We start from the raw sequence: 16,157 nt of genomic DNA, 5'->3' as shown, positions 1-16,157 counted from the left end.
GTCAACCACCCCTTGCGCTTGCAATCGAGCACAGTATGATAAAGCTGGTGAGCCTGATGGAGAAAGTGGATGCATTACTTACTGTTTTACCGTGATCTGGTCGAAGATTACGTACAGCGACGCGAAGCCTGGCGTGGTCAGCATCTGGCCTATGCCAAAGCCGCCCATGCCAGAGGTGATTTAGTGCTCGCTGGTGCTCTGGCCGATCCGGTCGATGGCGCTGTGCTGTTATTTCAGGGCGACAGCCCGGCGGTAGCTGAGCGTTTTGCTGAGCAGGATCCTTATGTTCGCCATGGCCTGGTGGGTCGCTGGGAAGTGCGCCCATGGAACACGGTCGTCGGCGATATGGCGATTATCAGGCCCGACTAATGCCACTGTATATTGAAGACCGGCTCCGCTGGATACGCGAAATGCGTCAGAAAAGCCCCTGCAAACGCTGTGGCTTGCTCTACAATCACCATATCAAGGCCAAATGCCCGGATTGTGGTACGCTGGATAGCCATGAACTGCGCGAGCTGCTGGCACAAAAAGAAGTGATCATCGGCGACCTGCGCCGTATGGGCTGGATCTTTGCGGCGTTAGCGCTTGGCTGTACTCTATTATTTTTTTGGTAACATAAACTCAGGAGTTTTCTATGCCCCAGGCTGAACAACTGCACCCATTTCGCAGCTTCCGCGAGTTTTATCCCTATTATCTGGCAGAACACCAAAACCAAACCTGCCGTCGTTTGCACGTGATTGGCAGCGCTCTGGTGTTACTGATTGTCGCAATCGCCCTAGTCACTGCCAGTTGGAAGCTGCTGTGGCTTTTGCCGGTCATAGGCTATGGTTTTGCCTGGGTCGGGCATTTCTTCTTTGAGCACAACAAACCGGCCACCTTTAAATACCCACTGTACAGTCTGATGGGCGACTGGGTGATGTTTAAAGATGTGCTTACCGGCAAGATCCGCTGGTAGGTTCAGAAGCTGATAGCCACTTGTACAGCACCAGCGCATCAACCAACCCTAACGATGGATGGTTAAACGCCCTGGGTAATCGGCCTACAATGGCAAACCCAAGCTTTTGCCACAATCGGACGGCGCCTTCATTACTGGATGCGACAAAATTAAACTGCATCGCCTGATAGCCCAGTGCTTTCGCTTGTTGTTGTGAGTGCTCGCACATGGCAGTCGCAAGCCCTCGCCCTCTGGCAGTTGCTGCCACCATATAACCGCAATTGCAGACATGGCTGCCAGGTCCAGCCTGGTTGGTTTTCAAATAGTAAGTGCCAAGGATCTGGCCTTCATCTTCCGCTACAAAGGTTTGCCTTGGCGTGAGCAGCCACAGCTGTCTGGCTTCCTCTTTGCTGATGTCCTTGGCAAAGGCATAGGTCTCGCCAGCTGCAGCAATGGCATGAAAAATTGGCCAGATCTGTTCGAAGTCGTCATGGGTAGCAAAACGAATGTTCATGTTTGAAGTTTCCAATCCAATAATCACAGCCGATTATACCGTTAAGGCAAGTCGAGGCCTTTCTAAAGACCCCGACCAGTTCAACCTAGTGCTGTAATCTTTGGGAAAGCTTCGTTACTGCATCTACCACGTTTTGTGCGTTGCTTTGGATTTGGTCAATCACGGCTCTTGCCTGGTTGACCAGCTCAGTCACATCCTGAGTTTGGGCTTGGCTACCTTGAATTAACTCCACAGCATTTGCTGCCAGCTGCTGGTTTTTACCAACCACATCCACAATCTCTACTGTGGCAGCGCTGGTGCGTGAGGCCAGTTGCCGAACTTCATCCGCTACCACGGCAAACCCCCGGCCTTGCTCCCCAGCTCTGGCTGCTTCAATAGCAGCATTCAGTGCCAGCAAGTTAGTTTGATCCGCAATACTGCTGATACTTTGAATAATGGTTCCGATAACTTCCGATTGCTTGTCCAGCCCATGAATAATTTCAGCGGCTTTCCCCATCTCCACTTCAAGCTGTTGCAGCATTGCCGCTGTTTCACTCACCACTCGGATCCCTTCCTTAGTGCTGCTATCCGTTTGCTGAGAGCTGTCAAAAGCAACTTGTGCAGTAGCGGTTACTTCACGCTCCTGCTCTACTTCGTCCGTAATCAAAGTGGCAAATTTAACCACCTTGTCGTATTCACCCTGCACATTTTTGATGGGGTTGTAAGACGCTTGCAGCCAAACCTCGCGTCCAGCACTATCGACACGTGCGTAACGCTCTGAAAAAAATTGACCACTGCGAAGACGTTGCCAAAAAAGCTGATAATCTTTGTGATTGTAGATTTCAGGCGCACAAAACATCCGATGGTGCTTACCCTTGATATCCTCTAACCGGTAGCCCATGGCACCGAGGAAAAGATCATTGGCAGTTAACACATGGCCATCCATATCAAACTCAATCATGGCGGTAGAACGAAGCATCGCTTTCATCACACTTTCGTGCTGATGGGACGTTTCAATGGTACGGGTTAAGTTCGTTGCATAGACCTCAAAACGCTCCAGCTTGTCATCCAGGTTCCTTACCGGGCAGACAGCAGCACGCAACCAAAATTGCTGACCATTGGCATTTGCAACTTGCCAGGCACCGATCCAGACTTTGCCTTCATTGAGGGCAGCGACCAGTTTCTTGTAATGATCCGTGCTGCGAAGCGCTGCAGGGACCAGTTCCTTCATAGGCTTTCCTTGCACTTGCGTACCAGAAAGGCCAATCTCCTGCTCAAAGTTCTGATTTACGGATACAACCTGGCCATTGCGGGTTAAATCCAATCGCAACATCTCGGCACTGACAGCCACACTGATTTGCTTTATTGAGGCAATTTCTTGGCGTAGCGATTCATTTTCCAAGCGTAACTTTTTTACACCAAACATCGTCATGCATGCCTTTGAATAATTAATTATTCGCTCAGCATGATGAAAGCGATTACATTAGTCAAGGAGTTTAAAGCTGTTGAACATAGCGTAAAAGATTGCCAGTAGAAGCACCTCACAACACAGCCTTCATACGACATAGGAGCAGCACATGCCTACAGCAACTTCGCCCCAAAATGCGGCTCGTCGCCACTTTTTAAAGCTAGTGGCGGGCTCAGGTTTAATCGTCAGTACAACCATGCTGCCTGGCCTGGGATTCGCTGGCCAAGGTTTTCGGCCCGGCTTGCAGTTATTTACCGTTAGAGAGTTGATGCAGCAGGATGTTCGCAGCACTTTACAACTCATTGCCAACCTTGGTTACCAAGAGGTGGAGTTTGCCGGCCTGTTCGATCACCCGGCCAGCACCCTCGCCGCATGGTTAGCAGACTTTAAGCTAAGAGCGCCAGCCGGACATACCCTGTTGCAGCCCTTACTCAGTTCACCCAGCAAGGTTTTGGAAGAAGCCCTGACCTTAGGGCATAGCTACGTGGTGCTTGCCTACCTGCACGATCATGAGCGTGCCGATGGGATTACCAGCTACCTGAACCTGGCAGAGCAATTAAACCGTATAGGTGAACAGTTTCAAACTGCTGGGGTTCAACTTGCCTACCACAATCATGACTTTGAGTTTATCCCGACCAACGGCACCACACCTTATGAGGTATTGTTGCAGCAAACCAGTGCACACAGCCTAAAAATGGAGCTGGATATTTATTGGGCAGCAAAAGTACAGGTGGACATGCCATTACTGTTCAAGCAGCATCCCGGTCGCTTCCCGCTCTGGCACTTAAAAGATATGGCAGCCGATGGTGGCTTTGCAGATCTTGGCCAAGGCATCATTGATTTTGCTCCTATAGCAGCACAAAGCAGCCTGGCGGGTTTGCAGCATGCTTTTGTTGAAAGAGACCATACGGACGACTTGCAACGCACGCTGGAGCAGGGGCTACAAGGTTTTAGCCAGATCCTATTGTGAGTGTTACTGCAAAGTACAGTTACAACAATGCGGTATCGAAGTTCCGGTACCGTGTTATCGGGCATGGATAAAACGCAGGCGTATTAATCAGCTCTTCCCCCTTTGCCTTTGATACCAGCGATATTAGTGTGTATGCTTATTATTTATACCGCTGCATTAGATAATTCAGCAATAATGACCAAACCAAGGAAGATTGCATGATGTCATTCAGATACTCCTATTCAAAACGCCATTTACTTTTACCTTTAATTATCGCGCTGACCGGACTACTCCTATTCAGTTATAGCGCTAAGGCTGATAACCGCCAGGACGTCGACGGTGCTGGTGATCATCCCGCGGTGAAACGAGTCGCGGGATCATTTATTCGTACTTTTGAAAGAGACGACTTTGCACAAGTGATGCTACCCGCAGGAGCTCTGGATTTAAGAACCAGAGCCTACTCTGCAGATTTGACCGTAGAAGGCGAGCATCTGAGAATGATCTATGAGTTCACAGATCCTGATATCAGTCCTTTGCGGGTTCATCGCAGTTATCTTCATACGCTAGAAGAGCAGGGTTTTGACATCCTGTTTAGTGGTGAGGGTGATGAGCTGGTAAGCGCCGGACGCAGTGCTAACTTCCTGACTCAACACCGGCACCTCGCTGCCAATGGCCCAATCCAGGTTCGGCAAAATGTTTATTACATCTTGGCGCAAAAGCCAGCTGAAGCACTTACGGTCAGTGTTTCTACTTACCTATTTGCCGGTAACAACCCCCGCGGTACTGGTGTGACTGTTAATGTAGTGACCGAAGAAGCCATGGAAGTCAGTATGGAGCACCGGCCACTTACATCGAACGAAATGGCAGACAGTCTGATAGAAAGTGGCCGCGTTGCCATTCAGGATATACTCTTTGCATTTGACAGCGATGAGATTTTGCCAGAATCTGCCGACAGCCTGAGCACCATAGCTACCTTGCTGCAAGAACAACCCGAGTTGAAGCTGCTGGTGGTTGGCCATACTGATGATGTTGGTGACTTTGACTACAACCTCAGACTTTCACTACAACGTGCAACAGCAGTGGTCAGCTACTTACAACAACGGCATAACGTCGACCCGGCCCGGTTACAAGCCTCCGGGGCTGGCATGATGGCGCCAATTGCCAGCAACCGGAATGAAGCTGGCCGCAGTTTGAACCGGCGCGTTGAACTGGTTGAAATCAGAGCACGTTAGTGCTCTTAAAATATTCTAAAAGGCCGATATCTATTCTAATCACCTTATGGTTCTGTTAGGCTTGTTGCTAATTAAACAAATGACATGACGCGATGCTCTCTCAGATACACCGAAAACTTCATAACAGTCGCATATTTTTTGCGCTGCTATTGTGTGTTTTCGTCACATGCTGGGGTAGCAGTGCGAAAATCTGGCAAAACCTCCTTAATCTGAGTACAACTGCGACGGCAACCTATACAGCTGATTCGCAGGCTTTGGCTGACACGCAAAAAAGCACTATTGCTTCTCAGAGCGACGGGAAGTACTCAGTCAACACTGAAGGCTGTGACAAAACCTCCTATCTACCCACTCAGGCTCAACAGGACTTGTCTGATTTTGTCGCCATCCTTTTTATTGTGTTATTGCTGTTTGCTGGTGTATTCCGCCCCCAAAAGCCGCGCAGACTTAAACCATTCTGGCGTCCGAAACGACGCACGCACTCCGTATTTTGTTGCTTCCTGGAATAGATAGCTGGCTTAAAAACCACGCTTTTATCTTTTTTCAGGAGAAAATCACATGTATCACCTTTATCCGCTCTGGCGTAAGCCATGGGTGTTGTTTGGGCTTATTGGCAGCATATTCTATAGCGCGAGCGCTCTGACTAACCCTCCCAGCACGGGTTGGCTAACAACAGCTGAAGCACCTCATTTATCAGTAAAATTAACGCTAACCGGCGACTATGATGCATCCTCTGCTGTCTTGCCCGCACTCTTGCAGGTCGCGTTGGATGACGACTGGAAAACCTATTGGCAGGCGCCTGGTGAAGGTGGTATTCCACCTTCGTTTCAATGGTCGGACTCAAAAAACCTGGCCGACATTCATTGGTTCTGGCCGGCACCATCACGTTATTTTGTTCAGGGTTTTGCCATTCAGGGGTATCAGCAAAGCGTTACTTTTCCGCTGAAACTGGAAGTCACGCCCGGTGCAACCTCAGCCGTTTTGCAAGGCGTTCTCACCATGCCAAGCTGCACCACAATCTGTGTATTAACAGACTTTGAACTGGAGATTCCGGTAGATTTAGCTTCGCTGCAAGCCGATGAAGAACAGATGTTCCTGTTTAACCAGGCAATGAGTCAGGTACCGCAACCACTTGCGGATGTGCACATTAAGCAAGCTGGCATCACCGACAAGCCAGGACAAATCTACATTCAGCTGGCACGAGAGCATGGCTGGACAACCCCTGAAGTGTTTATTCACAGCAATGAAGATGAGTTGTCTGAAGTAGTGTACGAGGTTGCACCTGCCAACATATCAGGCAGAGAGCTCAGTGTAGTAGTGAGTGCCAGCCACTGGTTGGGTTTGCCCGATCTGACAGACAAAACGCTTTATGCCACAGTCACCGACAAAGCATTCGCTGCTGAGTATCCGATTACCTTAACCGCGGTAACTTCTGCACCTCTGGATAGTCAACGATCACTGATCTTGGTTGTACTATTAGCCCTTGCTGGTGGCTTGGTCCTGAATATCATGCCCTGTGTATTACCAGTACTTGGGATAAAACTGCAGAGTTTGCTGCTGAACAAACCGACACAAAGTAGCACTATCAGAAAGCAGTTTCTGGCTTCCGCAATGGGTATTGTCACCTCGTTCTGGCTGTTAGCCCTGGCACTTAGCTTGCTGAAATGGTCGGGTGAAAGCATCGGCTGGGGTATTCAATTCCAAAACCCTTACTTTATTGCCGGGATGGTAGGTGTCACCTGGTTATTTACTTTAAATCTGGCAGGCGCTTTTGAGGTTCGTTTACCGGGCTCTTTAGGTAGCTGGGCAGCAACAAAAGGCAACAATAGCTACGCCGGTCACTTTTTGCAGGGCATGCTAGCCACATTATTAGCCACACCTTGCACCGCGCCCTTTTTGGGTACGGCAGTTGCTTTTGCACTTTCAGCGGACATTATCACCATAGTACTTATATTTACCGCGCTGGGGATAGGCATGGCGTTACCCTGGTTACTGCTCGCTGCTTTGCCACAATTAGCCGCATGGCTCCCTAAACCGGGTCGCTGGATGCTGTGGGTAAAGCCGTTTTTCGCGGTCATGATGTTTGCAACCAGCTTATGGTTGCTTAGCTTACTAACGCCTTTTATTAGCACCACAACCTTTACGCTACTAGTGGTCACCTTAGGTGTGGTTACCTTGTTTATACTAGGAAGAACCTATGGACTAAAAATCATTATCTACCTGTTTAGCGCACTTGCATTACTAGGAGCGGCATCAGGTATCGTACTCCTGCTTACTACGAAAAGTTGGCAGCAGGTATTACCAGCTGATCATGACTGGGAGCCTCTGTCTGACGAGTATATTCATACTGCTGTCACTGCTGGTAACGTGGTGTTTGTTGATATCACTGCAGATTGGTGCATTACCTGTAAAACAAACAAAATTGGCGTCTTGCTACAACAACCCGTGCACAACGCGCTGGCAGAGCCGGGTATCGTTCGGATACGCGGTGACTGGACAGTTCGCAACCCAGCTATCAGCCATTATCTACAAAGTAACAACACCTTCGGCGTTCCCTTTAATAAAGTGTATGGCCCTGGTGCGCCTGAAGGTATTGCCTTACCTACCCTTTTAACCACTGACGTGGTCATTCAAGCATTGGAGCAAGCCCATGACCAAGCCAAATAACCAAAACAGCCCGACAAACCGCTGGCTACGCCGCCTGATTGGGTTTTGTCTTTATAGTGTGTTGTTATTCGCGCTGGTGCTGGCACTGGATTGGTACCGCAATCGGCTGGTCCCTGAATCGTTACCGGTACAACAGCTACTTATGGATATTCAGCGCAAGGGACATGATGTACAGAGCCTTAGCTACGAAGGACCTGTGTTGGTTTATTTCTGGGCCAGCTGGTGTCCGGTTTGTCAGTTGACCTCACCAGTCATTGACGGCTTTAACGATAACTATCCAGTGGTTAGTATCGCCCTGCGCTCAGGTGATGACAAGAAACTACACCACTATATGACAGCTAAAGATTACCACTTCCCAGTGATAAACGACCAGAATGGCCTGCTTACTGAACAGTGGCAAGTGGGTGTAACACCAACCATTGCGTTGGTAGTCAATGGTCAGATTGTCTGGGTCACATCAGGGCTTACGACGTCTCTGGGCTTAAAGGCCCGCATCTGGTTTTACAAACATTTTAACTAACATAAGGACTGTCTCTATGAAAAATTTTTTATTGACGCTGTGCACCATAGGTGGCTTGCAACTTAGCATCGCTTCACCACTTCAGGCTCAAAGCTTAACTGAGCAACAGCAACGCGAACTTAGTGAGATTAATACCATGCTAAGCGCCAACCCGATGCTAATAAACAGCATGCATCAGGGACTGAATAATTATCTGGTACAGAAAACAAAAAAAGACGCATTTTTAGCTGAAAATCAGGACTGGCTTTTCAATAACTCCGTGCATCCAGTGATGGGGAATGCAAACGCTGCCCATCAAATTATTGTATTTACCGACTATGATTGCCCCTTTTGTAAGCGACTGGAACCAGAGCTGGAAAAGTTAATTGAAAAATACCCGACAATACAGGTAATTAACATTCTGGTTCCATTACGCCAACAGCAGCCTGCAGGTGCAAAAACCAGCTCAGCTTTATTAGCGCTGGATTTATGGCTCAGCGACAAAACGCAATTTGGACAAGCACATCAATTGTTAATGAAAAAATCAGGGCTTCATACATCAGAATCCTTAAGGCACATAAGCACCAGCACTGGCAATGATGCATTGTTAACTGCCTCAGCAGAAAGCCAGCAAATTGTAGAGCGCAACATGGCTGTTTTTACTGGCTTTGGGCTCCGTGGTACCCCTGCGATTATGATCGGTGAACAAGTTATACCGGGCTTTGTACCTTACCCAAAACTACTTGAGATTGCAGAACATGAGTTTTCGTTGAGGTAATACTCAAGAAAGGCTGGCATGATGCCAACAAGTGCCAACAACCGGAACGAAGCTGGCCGCATGGTTAAAATCAGAGCACGTTAGTGCTCTGATTTCTATATGAACAGGCTTTTCGCAGTTCGAATATTCACACTGTCAGGTTACTCAGCAATAAGTGTTAATTGCTCAAGTCGACCTTCCAGAACGACATGATCGGCACCTGATGTTTCAAATCGAATGTCTGCATCGAATAATTCGCCACGCTCCACCAGGTGCAAAACCCCGGTAATACTATCTACGTCATAACGAGATAAAATAACCCGAAGGGTCTGTTCACTTGCCCGGCTGGCAAGCGCATACTCTCCATTGCTAATATCCTTTGGTAACATGAGCGATATCCGGTTACCAATCGTTAGAATAGCACCATTATTGCCATGGTTAATAGCTACCCGCCCCAAGTGAGTTTGGGTTTCGCCATTGATGGTTAATTTATAATGAGCTTCAGGTTGGCCAACAAATGCAATATCACGGGCTGCTCCTTGCACCAAAACTTTCGCAGCATCGTCACGGTTCCCATCGGCAGCACTAAAACGCCATGCAGCTGTGAGCTTCCCTCCAAGCTCTAATAAATGCAGTTCCCCCTCAACCTGTTGATCAAATGTCCACGCGTGCCCATCACCTCGCAGGTGAGCCTGAACCTGATGCTCATTGGCGGTAGAAAAACTGGCGATTTGGTAGCTTTTCCCTGCTACAGCTCCACTAGGCAGGATTAGGTTTACCCATGCGCGAACGGTATTATCAGGCTCATCTTGATGTATTGCGTCGGTATAAATAGTTAATGAATAAGGACCCTCTGCATTACTTCCTGAGCGAGATGCACCACCCCCTATGGCTGGGCGATACACATCCCTACTCACCCCACCATAGCGCGGATCAATTGCTGTGGTATATTCTCCGCCAGCAGAAACAGCGCCAGATATATTCAATACCGATGTGCCTTCGTTCAACTCATCTAACCAGGACTGCAGCTCTGGGTCTACAAATGCTCTGCTTTTACTGTGGTTACTATCACCACACCCTATGATACTCAAAGTAAGAAAAACACTCAGTCCAGTACATATGATTTGATTCATCGAGAAATGGCTATTCCTAAAGCGCATGCTAACTCCTTTCATCATTTCCAATTGAAAAACGCTCTTGGTTCAAAGCTCTAAATTACTAAGCGAAATTACCAAGCGGTGTCAGTAAGAAGAAGTCGCCTAGTAGCTACCTCATCTTATTATTTTGACGTGAAAAAATTAGCGGTCTCGGTTTGGCTTTTTACGATTGTCACGCATGCTCTGGTGAATAGTGCGCTGCCATTGACCAACCGTGCGAGCATCCGCATCGACTAAACGCCCAATAACTGCGGCATCTGCTTTAAGAAATTGCTCGACAGTACGAACACCTTGCGCATTTAATGCGCTGATCTGACCTGTCGTAAAATGATCACCCGGGAAGGCCTCTGAAAAATGGTCGCCGGGGAAGAAAACCTTACCGATTCCAGGCACCTGCTGGGAGCGAGGTATGGTAGGCTCCCCTTTTATCCCCTCAATTTTTAAAGCGCGGGGTGAGAGGTTTTTTTCTGTTTCACCAATAGCACGAGGAGCAGCTCTTTTTTCTGATACAGACTGGGCTTGTGCCACATTAAAGTTTATTAACAATGATATAGTCAGCAACGTGGTAGCAAGCTGATTTAATTTGAAAAACGTCATAAGTATTTCCTCCTTGATGAGTTGGCAACACATGCACCAAATCAACTCCAAAAAAGATCGAAAGCACTGTTTTGATCGTTACTAGGCCGTCGACCTGATTAAAAATCGCACAAAAAAACACAACTTACAACCTTTCACGACACCTTTCTAAGGTATGTGTATATTAATCATTACAACTCAAACTGCACTTTAAGCTCTGTTCATCTACACAGTTCAAAGGAAAACAGCTGTAGGCCAAATTTTAAAATAACTCCTACCATCAAATCGTGGCCTAATAGCCTGTAGTTTAAGATAAGTGACTGCCTTGCTTAAGTTAATAAAACTTACTTGCACATTAGCTGCTTAAAGCCCATATTAAGAGAAACAAATCTATGGTTTGCTCAGTTAGCATGGAAAAAATTTTCATATTAATCGGAATTACTCTTGCTGTAATTTTTTCGATGGGTTTATCTGCCGAAGAAAAAATTATTAATGCAAAGCTGGTTAGCGAACCTTTCAATGAGTCTTACCAACCTACGGTACTTGTATCGGGAAGAACACTGGTTGGTGTAATGCTTGTTAGTAGTGCTGAATCAAGCTCTATTTCATTTCAACTCCCTCAAAATATAGGCTCTAAAGAAGTTTGTCTTGTAGTGCAATCACGCGACGGAGCTTATTTCTCATCTAACACGTATTTAGTTTCAAATCTGACAGAAGCCACCGCCAGCGTGACTGCAAATTACCCAACTCGCTATCAAACATTATTAAGATCACTTGAAGAAGAAGAATTAGCAATTCTCGCAAGTGAGGGAAACTGTGCTGAAACCAACAGTAATCAATTTTTCCTTGCTAATAGAGGCTCGGGGACTTCAGAGGAAATTTTGCTTATGGTGAACTCATCCCGCAGTGATGTTTTTCTTAATTTAACCAATGCTAAAGAAAGCAAATCGATACGATGTAATAGAATAAGAGACGGCGTTAGAACATCCTTCGATACTACCTGCCGTATTAAAAAAGAACTTTTAGAAAGCTTTCATGGAGATATTCTTTTGGTTCGGAGACAGGGATCACGCGTGCTTCCACCTATCAGTTTAACAATTAGCCTCTAAAATGAAAAAAACTCGTACTAATATACTAATAGTTGCGATTTCCAAACGACTTGCCGGAAGAAAGGGGACTTTGTTTGTTTTTGCTACCATAGCACTAATTATGTCTTTGTCTTTATACATAATTTTTGCAGAAAGAGTAAGAGCGTACAGCATTACAGCCAAGACTGATGTTTTGGCCATTCAAGCACTAGAACATCCTCTAAATCATTGGGAGCTTGACTACAAAGGAACCTTACATGACATTTTCAATGATAAAATTTACAACTTGCAAGAAAGTGAGTTTGCAATAAAAGTTACTGGTGGCACAGAATTAACAGTCACCACTTCAGAATCACGGAATACTCTAGTTGTTATTTTAAACAACAACGAGGATAAGTCAGCAGCTACACTTTATGATGATGGAAAAATCATTAACATTAGTAGTTATGCACAAATTGAAATTGAAACCGAGAAATCGCTCATACTCCCTTTTTACGGTACAACCTCGATCGGTGATGACGTTTCGCCAGGCATCAGGAACATCCTCCATGAGGGGAAGATACGTATCATCGAACAAGTTTTAGGTAGTGATGTTAGATATGAAGCAGGAGAATTTACGCTTGACGCTGGCGATAGAGTTAAACTATACGAAAACTTTGATCTGGGCTTAGAGAGCACCGTAAGAGGATTTTTGTTTCATGCTAATGGAGAAATGTTAGCGGTCAATATCCATGGTGATGCGAGTATAGCCAGAGTGTACCGGCTAGGAAGTTCTGGCTATTCGGTTAAGTCTTCTTTATGGCAGCGAATTGTAAACGACCCGGTGATTGTCTCGATGACAAGCTTACTTGCAATTCTTTTTTTAATGTTTGAAATCTTCCTCGCTCTTCGGAAAATAGTTAACAAGGAACACCATGAGAAATAACTTCAATTATTTTATTACAATCTTGTCTGTTTGTTTCTCATTGACAGTATTAGCTCAGCCAGTCACGCAAGTGTATGTTGAGTCAAACGAAAGTGGGCAGGGTTTTTTAATTAAGCGACTGGATCAATGCTACTTAATTACCCCACATCATGTTGTGGGGGATTTTATTCAAGCTAATGTGATTTCATCTACAAATATCAGAAGCCGAGGGGAAGCCTACCTTCTTCAAACATTTGGCTACGATCTCGCGATTATGAACTTAGCAGGTAACATAACACGTGATTGCGGTGCAAATTTATCGCAAATTCCATCTCAGGTCCCAAGTTTGGGCAATGCAAGTAGATTAAGCATATCCAGTATATCTGCCGATGGTAGTCGTTACATTACACCAGTCTTGATGACTAGTCAGGATTTAGTATGGCTGCATGTTCAGCCAGAATCTACCGATGATTTACTTTTCCAAGGTATGAGCGGATCCTTGGTTTTCCTTGGAACGACGATTGTAGGCGTTCTGATGTCTGTCGATTCCAATAGTGGCTTTGGCAGAGTTCTTCGAATTGATCGTACAATTGAAACGATCTTGCCATTTTTTCAAGTAAGTACTGCAACAAGCCGGTCATCTCCCTTTCTAGAGCAAAATGAATCAAGTCAATCAATGGCGGCATTGACTCCTGTTAGCTGGAGTCACCAGCCAGCCAATCTTGATTCTGTGCTTAACATGGTGGACGATGATAAATCAACTTTCTGGAGCTATTTAGCTGACTCGAGCCCCGTAACCATTGAATTCTCACTAGGGGATTCCGTCTCAGATATTAAGGGCTTAATACTTGAAAATTACACGGGGAACCCTGAAAGCTTCATTAGAGATTTTGAAATCTACGTTACCCGTACCGCAACAGGAAGACGAGGCTGGAATCAAGTGTATTCAGGTACATGGATCCGAGGCGAAGAAACTAAGCAAATCAGTATTTCTCCAACTCAAGCTAGAAGAGTAATGATAAAGATCAGATCTGATTGGGGTGGGCAAGATGGCATCGCCATATCGACAGTGAAAGTTTATTAAATGAATTTACATACCCTCCAGAAATACGGCAACAACTAACTAGAGGTATTGTTGCCGCATTATTTAGAGGAAGCTTAATCAATCTATTCTAAATGAAACGGGAACACTCATTCCATCTGTACAGAAGTACATGCCTTCGAAAAGGCCATTTTCTGTAAAAGAAGCATTAATAGAGCAACTTCCCTGGCGCATAGACACGGATAAACCATTGATACTGCCACTGCCTGGACCAGTTGCTCTTGCTAAGCTTCTCACTCGAAATGAACCTGCACTTTCATTATATGAATCTACGTTAAAGTTAATAAAATCGCCATTTGATTTTCTAAACTCACTAACCAGACTCTCCATTCTCTCAGGGTAATGAATCAAGGCAGTAAGCTGATTTAATTCATTAAAACGATTTCGTAGAGTAATGGATAATGTGACATCATCAACACTCGATATACCTGCCGCATAGGCAATCTCGCGAATAGTGGTATCAGAGGACTTCAGCATAGTGTCTAAAGCTGATAATCGGATATTAGCCTCTGAGTGCGCTAGTAAAGCTTGGTATCTCGAAATATCTTCAGCTCTACGCATAATTTCATCGATTGAAGCAGATACACCGAACGTTGTTACCATCAGAGCCGCCGCTAAAATTTTTTTGGTTTTAAACTTCATGCACGTCATTCCTTTACTATGTTATTCATGAACTTAGAGCAAAAAGAGCCCTTCTAACTTAAATCACGATTGAAGCACAGGGGCATGCCCACTTTTTATACTACACTATTTTCAGATTTCTTTTAGTTGAGTTATACATGAAGCAACAGCATGATAAAACTCAACTGGACTATCCACGGTTGCATTAGAGTGAACGAGCGGTGAATCACACAGGGTTTGTCGGAGGCTAATTTTCTTGAGAGAGTTAGTACATGAAAAAGAACAACTTATTCCGCGAACGTGCAGTTCGCATGGTTTTGACCTCAGAGCATAAGCACCGGGGTAATCATCTCAGAAAATAACTGACATCAAAAGTAGAAAGTTGCTATGAGTATGGCGAATTCGGCTTCAGCGACAAAAGACAGTGAGCCTTCAATCTGCTTCAGCTTTAGGTAGTTGTGTGGCAGGGATACAGGAAAAACAATAGTGTTTAGTTTTTAAATGGAAACCATGAAATCAAGATGAACTATTAAAATGAATGGTGCCTAGGGTCGGACTCGAACCGACACGTTGTTTCCAACGGCGGATTTTGAATCCGCTGCGTCTACCAATTTCGCCACCCAGGCAAGGGGGGATGCTGTATAGCCATTGCATTATACGAATCCATTTCGTTGGTGCAAGCGAAATTATGACACTTTGTTTTAGCTGCTGTTTTTTGCAGCAGCTTAGCGCTAAAATCTTCCATTCAGACAGTTGGATAAAATTCCTTCATTGCAATGGTTATCTCTATCGAGGCAAATGGATCCCAGCAATCATGCAGCGCGCTGAACCACCAGCCGCCTCAATGGTCGGTACCTGCACCGGTACCAGGCTGACACTTTGTTCCATCCGCTGTATTTGTTTGGCCGTAAAGGCATTGCATGCGGTTTCGGACAACGCCAGCAAGGGGCCATGGCTTCCGGTTAGTTCAATGGCGTTGGCGCAAAACGATTGGATCTGCTGATAGCTGACATCAATCACCTCCCGGCCGCTTTGCTGAAAATAGGCCAGCAGTTCCGAGCGCTGTTGCTCGGGCACCATCTGCAGGCAGATCAACACGAAATGGCTGGCCACACACATCATCACATTGGTGTGGTACACCGCTATGCCCTGCTGATCAAAGGCATTGAAAATCACCGGTGTCAGCTGAAGTTGCTGACACAGCTGGCGGACCAGGGCCGGGCTGGTGCGTTTTGATACCGCAGCAAAAGCCAGGCGATTGGGATGATCAATCACCAGTGAGCCGGTCCCTTCCAGAAACAGCTGTTGCTGAACGTAGCCAGAGTAATCAACCACTTCCGCGACCTGATACTGCGCTTTTAGCAGCTCAATGATGTCCGGCCGAACCTCAAGCCGGCGGTTTTCAGCAAACATCGGGTAAATCACTACCCGGCCATCGGCATGGGTGGAAAACCAGTTGTTCGGAAACACCGAGTCTGGTGTGGCTTGCTGCTCATCCTCAAACAGATGCACCAGCACGCCATGCCGCTCGAGTTGGCGCACAGCAGCACTGACTTCCGCATAAGCCTGCTGTTTGGCATCGCGGTCGTTACTGCTGGTCTGATAAGCATTGTCCCGCATGGTCTGCGGGTTTGAACAAAAGTGATGGGGCCGTACCATCACCACAGCCGATGGGGCCTGCACAGAATTACGCATCAGGCATCACCTACTTCG

17 protein-coding genes and 1 tRNA gene are annotated in these 16,157 nt (G+C 46.3%); 11 read left to right on the top strand and 7 right to left on the bottom strand.

Going from position 1 to position 16,157, the window contains the following annotated elements:
* Window positions 1-69: 69 nt before the first annotated feature.
* Genes QWY20_RS13675 through QWY20_RS13665 form a run of 3 tightly spaced genes read left to right on the top strand, consistent with a single transcriptional unit; the run spans window position 70 to window position 955 of the window.
* Window positions 70-369 carry a YciI-like protein gene (locus QWY20_RS13675; RefSeq protein WP_330129569.1) on the top strand — a complete coding sequence of 100 codons (300 nt, stop codon included), beginning with the start codon at window positions 70-72 and terminating at the stop codon, window positions 367-369.
* Window positions 369-614, top strand: a complete 246-nt coding sequence (locus QWY20_RS13670) for a hypothetical protein (RefSeq protein WP_330129568.1) — start codon at window positions 369-371, stop codon at window positions 612-614. The genes QWY20_RS13675 and QWY20_RS13670 overlap by 1 nt, the downstream gene beginning before the upstream one ends.
* A gap of 20 nt (window positions 615-634) precedes the next feature.
* On the top strand, window positions 635-955 hold the full coding sequence (locus QWY20_RS13665) for a DUF962 domain-containing protein (RefSeq protein ID WP_330129567.1): 321 nt from the start codon (window positions 635-637) through the stop codon (window positions 953-955).
* Here QWY20_RS13665 and QWY20_RS13660 read toward each other — a convergent pair.
* Both QWY20_RS13660 and QWY20_RS18690 read right to left on the bottom strand, forming a co-directional pair.
* Entirely contained in the window at window positions 933-1,448 is a 516-nt protein-coding gene (locus tag QWY20_RS13660; protein WP_330129566.1) for a GNAT family N-acetyltransferase, read from the bottom strand. The genes QWY20_RS13665 and QWY20_RS13660 overlap by 23 nt on opposite strands.
* An 85-nt stretch (window positions 1,449-1,533) precedes the next feature.
* A complete protein-coding gene (locus QWY20_RS18690) occupies window positions 1,534-2,853 on the bottom strand; it encodes a PAS domain-containing methyl-accepting chemotaxis protein (RefSeq protein ID WP_330129603.1) in 1,320 nt (439 codons plus the stop codon).
* A gap of 151 nt (window positions 2,854-3,004) precedes the next feature.
* Between QWY20_RS18690 and QWY20_RS13650 the strand changes: the two genes are divergently transcribed.
* The 5 genes from QWY20_RS13650 (at window position 3,005) to QWY20_RS13630 (ending at window position 9,017) form a co-directional block, all read left to right on the top strand.
* Window positions 3,005-3,865, top strand: a complete 861-nt coding sequence (locus tag QWY20_RS13650) for a sugar phosphate isomerase/epimerase family protein (protein ID WP_330129565.1) — start codon at window positions 3,005-3,007, stop codon at window positions 3,863-3,865.
* Window positions 3,866-4,062: 197 nt separating this feature from the next.
* On the top strand, window positions 4,063-5,076 hold the full coding sequence (locus QWY20_RS13645; RefSeq protein WP_330129564.1) for an OmpA family protein: 1,014 nt from the start codon (window positions 4,063-4,065) through the stop codon (window positions 5,074-5,076).
* A 555-nt stretch (window positions 5,077-5,631) separates the two neighbouring features.
* Entirely contained in the window at window positions 5,632-7,740 is a 2,109-nt protein-coding gene (locus tag QWY20_RS13640; protein WP_330129563.1) for a protein-disulfide reductase DsbD family protein, read from the top strand.
* Window positions 7,724-8,260, top strand: a complete 537-nt coding sequence (locus QWY20_RS13635) for a protein disulfide oxidoreductase (protein WP_330129562.1) — start codon at window positions 7,724-7,726, stop codon at window positions 8,258-8,260. Before QWY20_RS13640 ends, QWY20_RS13635 begins: the two co-directional genes overlap by 17 nt.
* 16 nt (window positions 8,261-8,276) lie before the next feature.
* Window positions 8,277-9,017 carry a thioredoxin domain-containing protein gene (locus QWY20_RS13630; RefSeq protein WP_330129561.1) on the top strand — a complete coding sequence of 247 codons (741 nt, stop codon included), beginning with the start codon at window positions 8,277-8,279 and terminating at the stop codon, window positions 9,015-9,017.
* 140 nt (window positions 9,018-9,157) lie between these two features.
* On the opposite strand, the gene QWY20_RS13625 is transcribed toward QWY20_RS13630, so the two are convergent.
* The gene (locus tag QWY20_RS13625) at window positions 9,158-10,156 is read right to left on the bottom strand and encodes a hypothetical protein (protein WP_330129560.1); all 999 of its coding nucleotides are present in this window, start codon (window positions 10,154-10,156) and stop codon (window positions 9,158-9,160) included.
* A gap of 138 nt (window positions 10,157-10,294) precedes the next feature.
* Window positions 10,295-10,750 carry a hypothetical protein gene (locus QWY20_RS13620; RefSeq protein ID WP_330129559.1) on the bottom strand — a complete coding sequence of 152 codons (456 nt, stop codon included), beginning with the start codon at window positions 10,748-10,750 and terminating at the stop codon, window positions 10,295-10,297.
* Between the two features lie 389 nt (window positions 10,751-11,139).
* Here QWY20_RS13620 and QWY20_RS13615 point away from each other — a divergent pair, with 389 nt between their 5' ends.
* The 3 genes from QWY20_RS13615 to QWY20_RS13605 are packed head-to-tail and all read left to right on the top strand — an operon-like array spanning window position 11,140 to window position 13,805.
* Window positions 11,140-11,838: a hypothetical protein gene (locus QWY20_RS13615; RefSeq protein WP_330129558.1), complete on the top strand. Its 699-nt coding sequence runs from the start codon at window positions 11,140-11,142 to the stop codon at window positions 11,836-11,838.
* A 1-nt stretch (window position 11,839) separates the two neighbouring features.
* Window positions 11,840-12,742 (top strand): hypothetical protein, encoded by a 903-nt coding sequence (locus QWY20_RS13610; protein ID WP_330129557.1) that lies wholly within the window; start codon window positions 11,840-11,842, stop codon window positions 12,740-12,742.
* A complete protein-coding gene (locus tag QWY20_RS13605) occupies window positions 12,732-13,805 on the top strand; it encodes a discoidin domain-containing protein (protein ID WP_330129556.1) in 1,074 nt (357 codons plus the stop codon). Before QWY20_RS13610 ends, QWY20_RS13605 begins: the two co-directional genes overlap by 11 nt.
* A 78-nt stretch (window positions 13,806-13,883) precedes the next feature.
* Here the strand turns inward: QWY20_RS13605 and QWY20_RS13600 are convergent, their stop codons facing one another.
* The 3 genes from QWY20_RS13600 to ctlX form a co-directional block, all read right to left on the bottom strand.
* A complete protein-coding gene (locus QWY20_RS13600) occupies window positions 13,884-14,465 on the bottom strand; it encodes a hypothetical protein (protein WP_330129555.1) in 582 nt (193 codons plus the stop codon).
* 518 nt (window positions 14,466-14,983) lie between these two features.
* Window positions 14,984-15,070: transfer RNA gene (locus QWY20_RS13595), tRNA-Leu, on the bottom strand.
* 160 nt (window positions 15,071-15,230) lie between these two features.
* Window positions 15,231-16,139, bottom strand: coding sequence for a citrulline utilization hydrolase CtlX (ctlX, locus tag QWY20_RS13590; protein ID WP_330129554.1), 909 nt, complete (start codon window positions 16,137-16,139; stop codon window positions 15,231-15,233).
* Between the last annotated feature and the right edge of the window lie 18 nt (window positions 16,140-16,157).

Source organism: Alkalimonas cellulosilytica (genome assembly GCF_036325985.1).
GTDB lineage: Bacteria > Pseudomonadota > Gammaproteobacteria > Enterobacterales > Alteromonadaceae > Alkalimonas > Alkalimonas cellulosilytica.
This window is presented reverse-complemented; position numbering and strand designations above follow the sequence as displayed.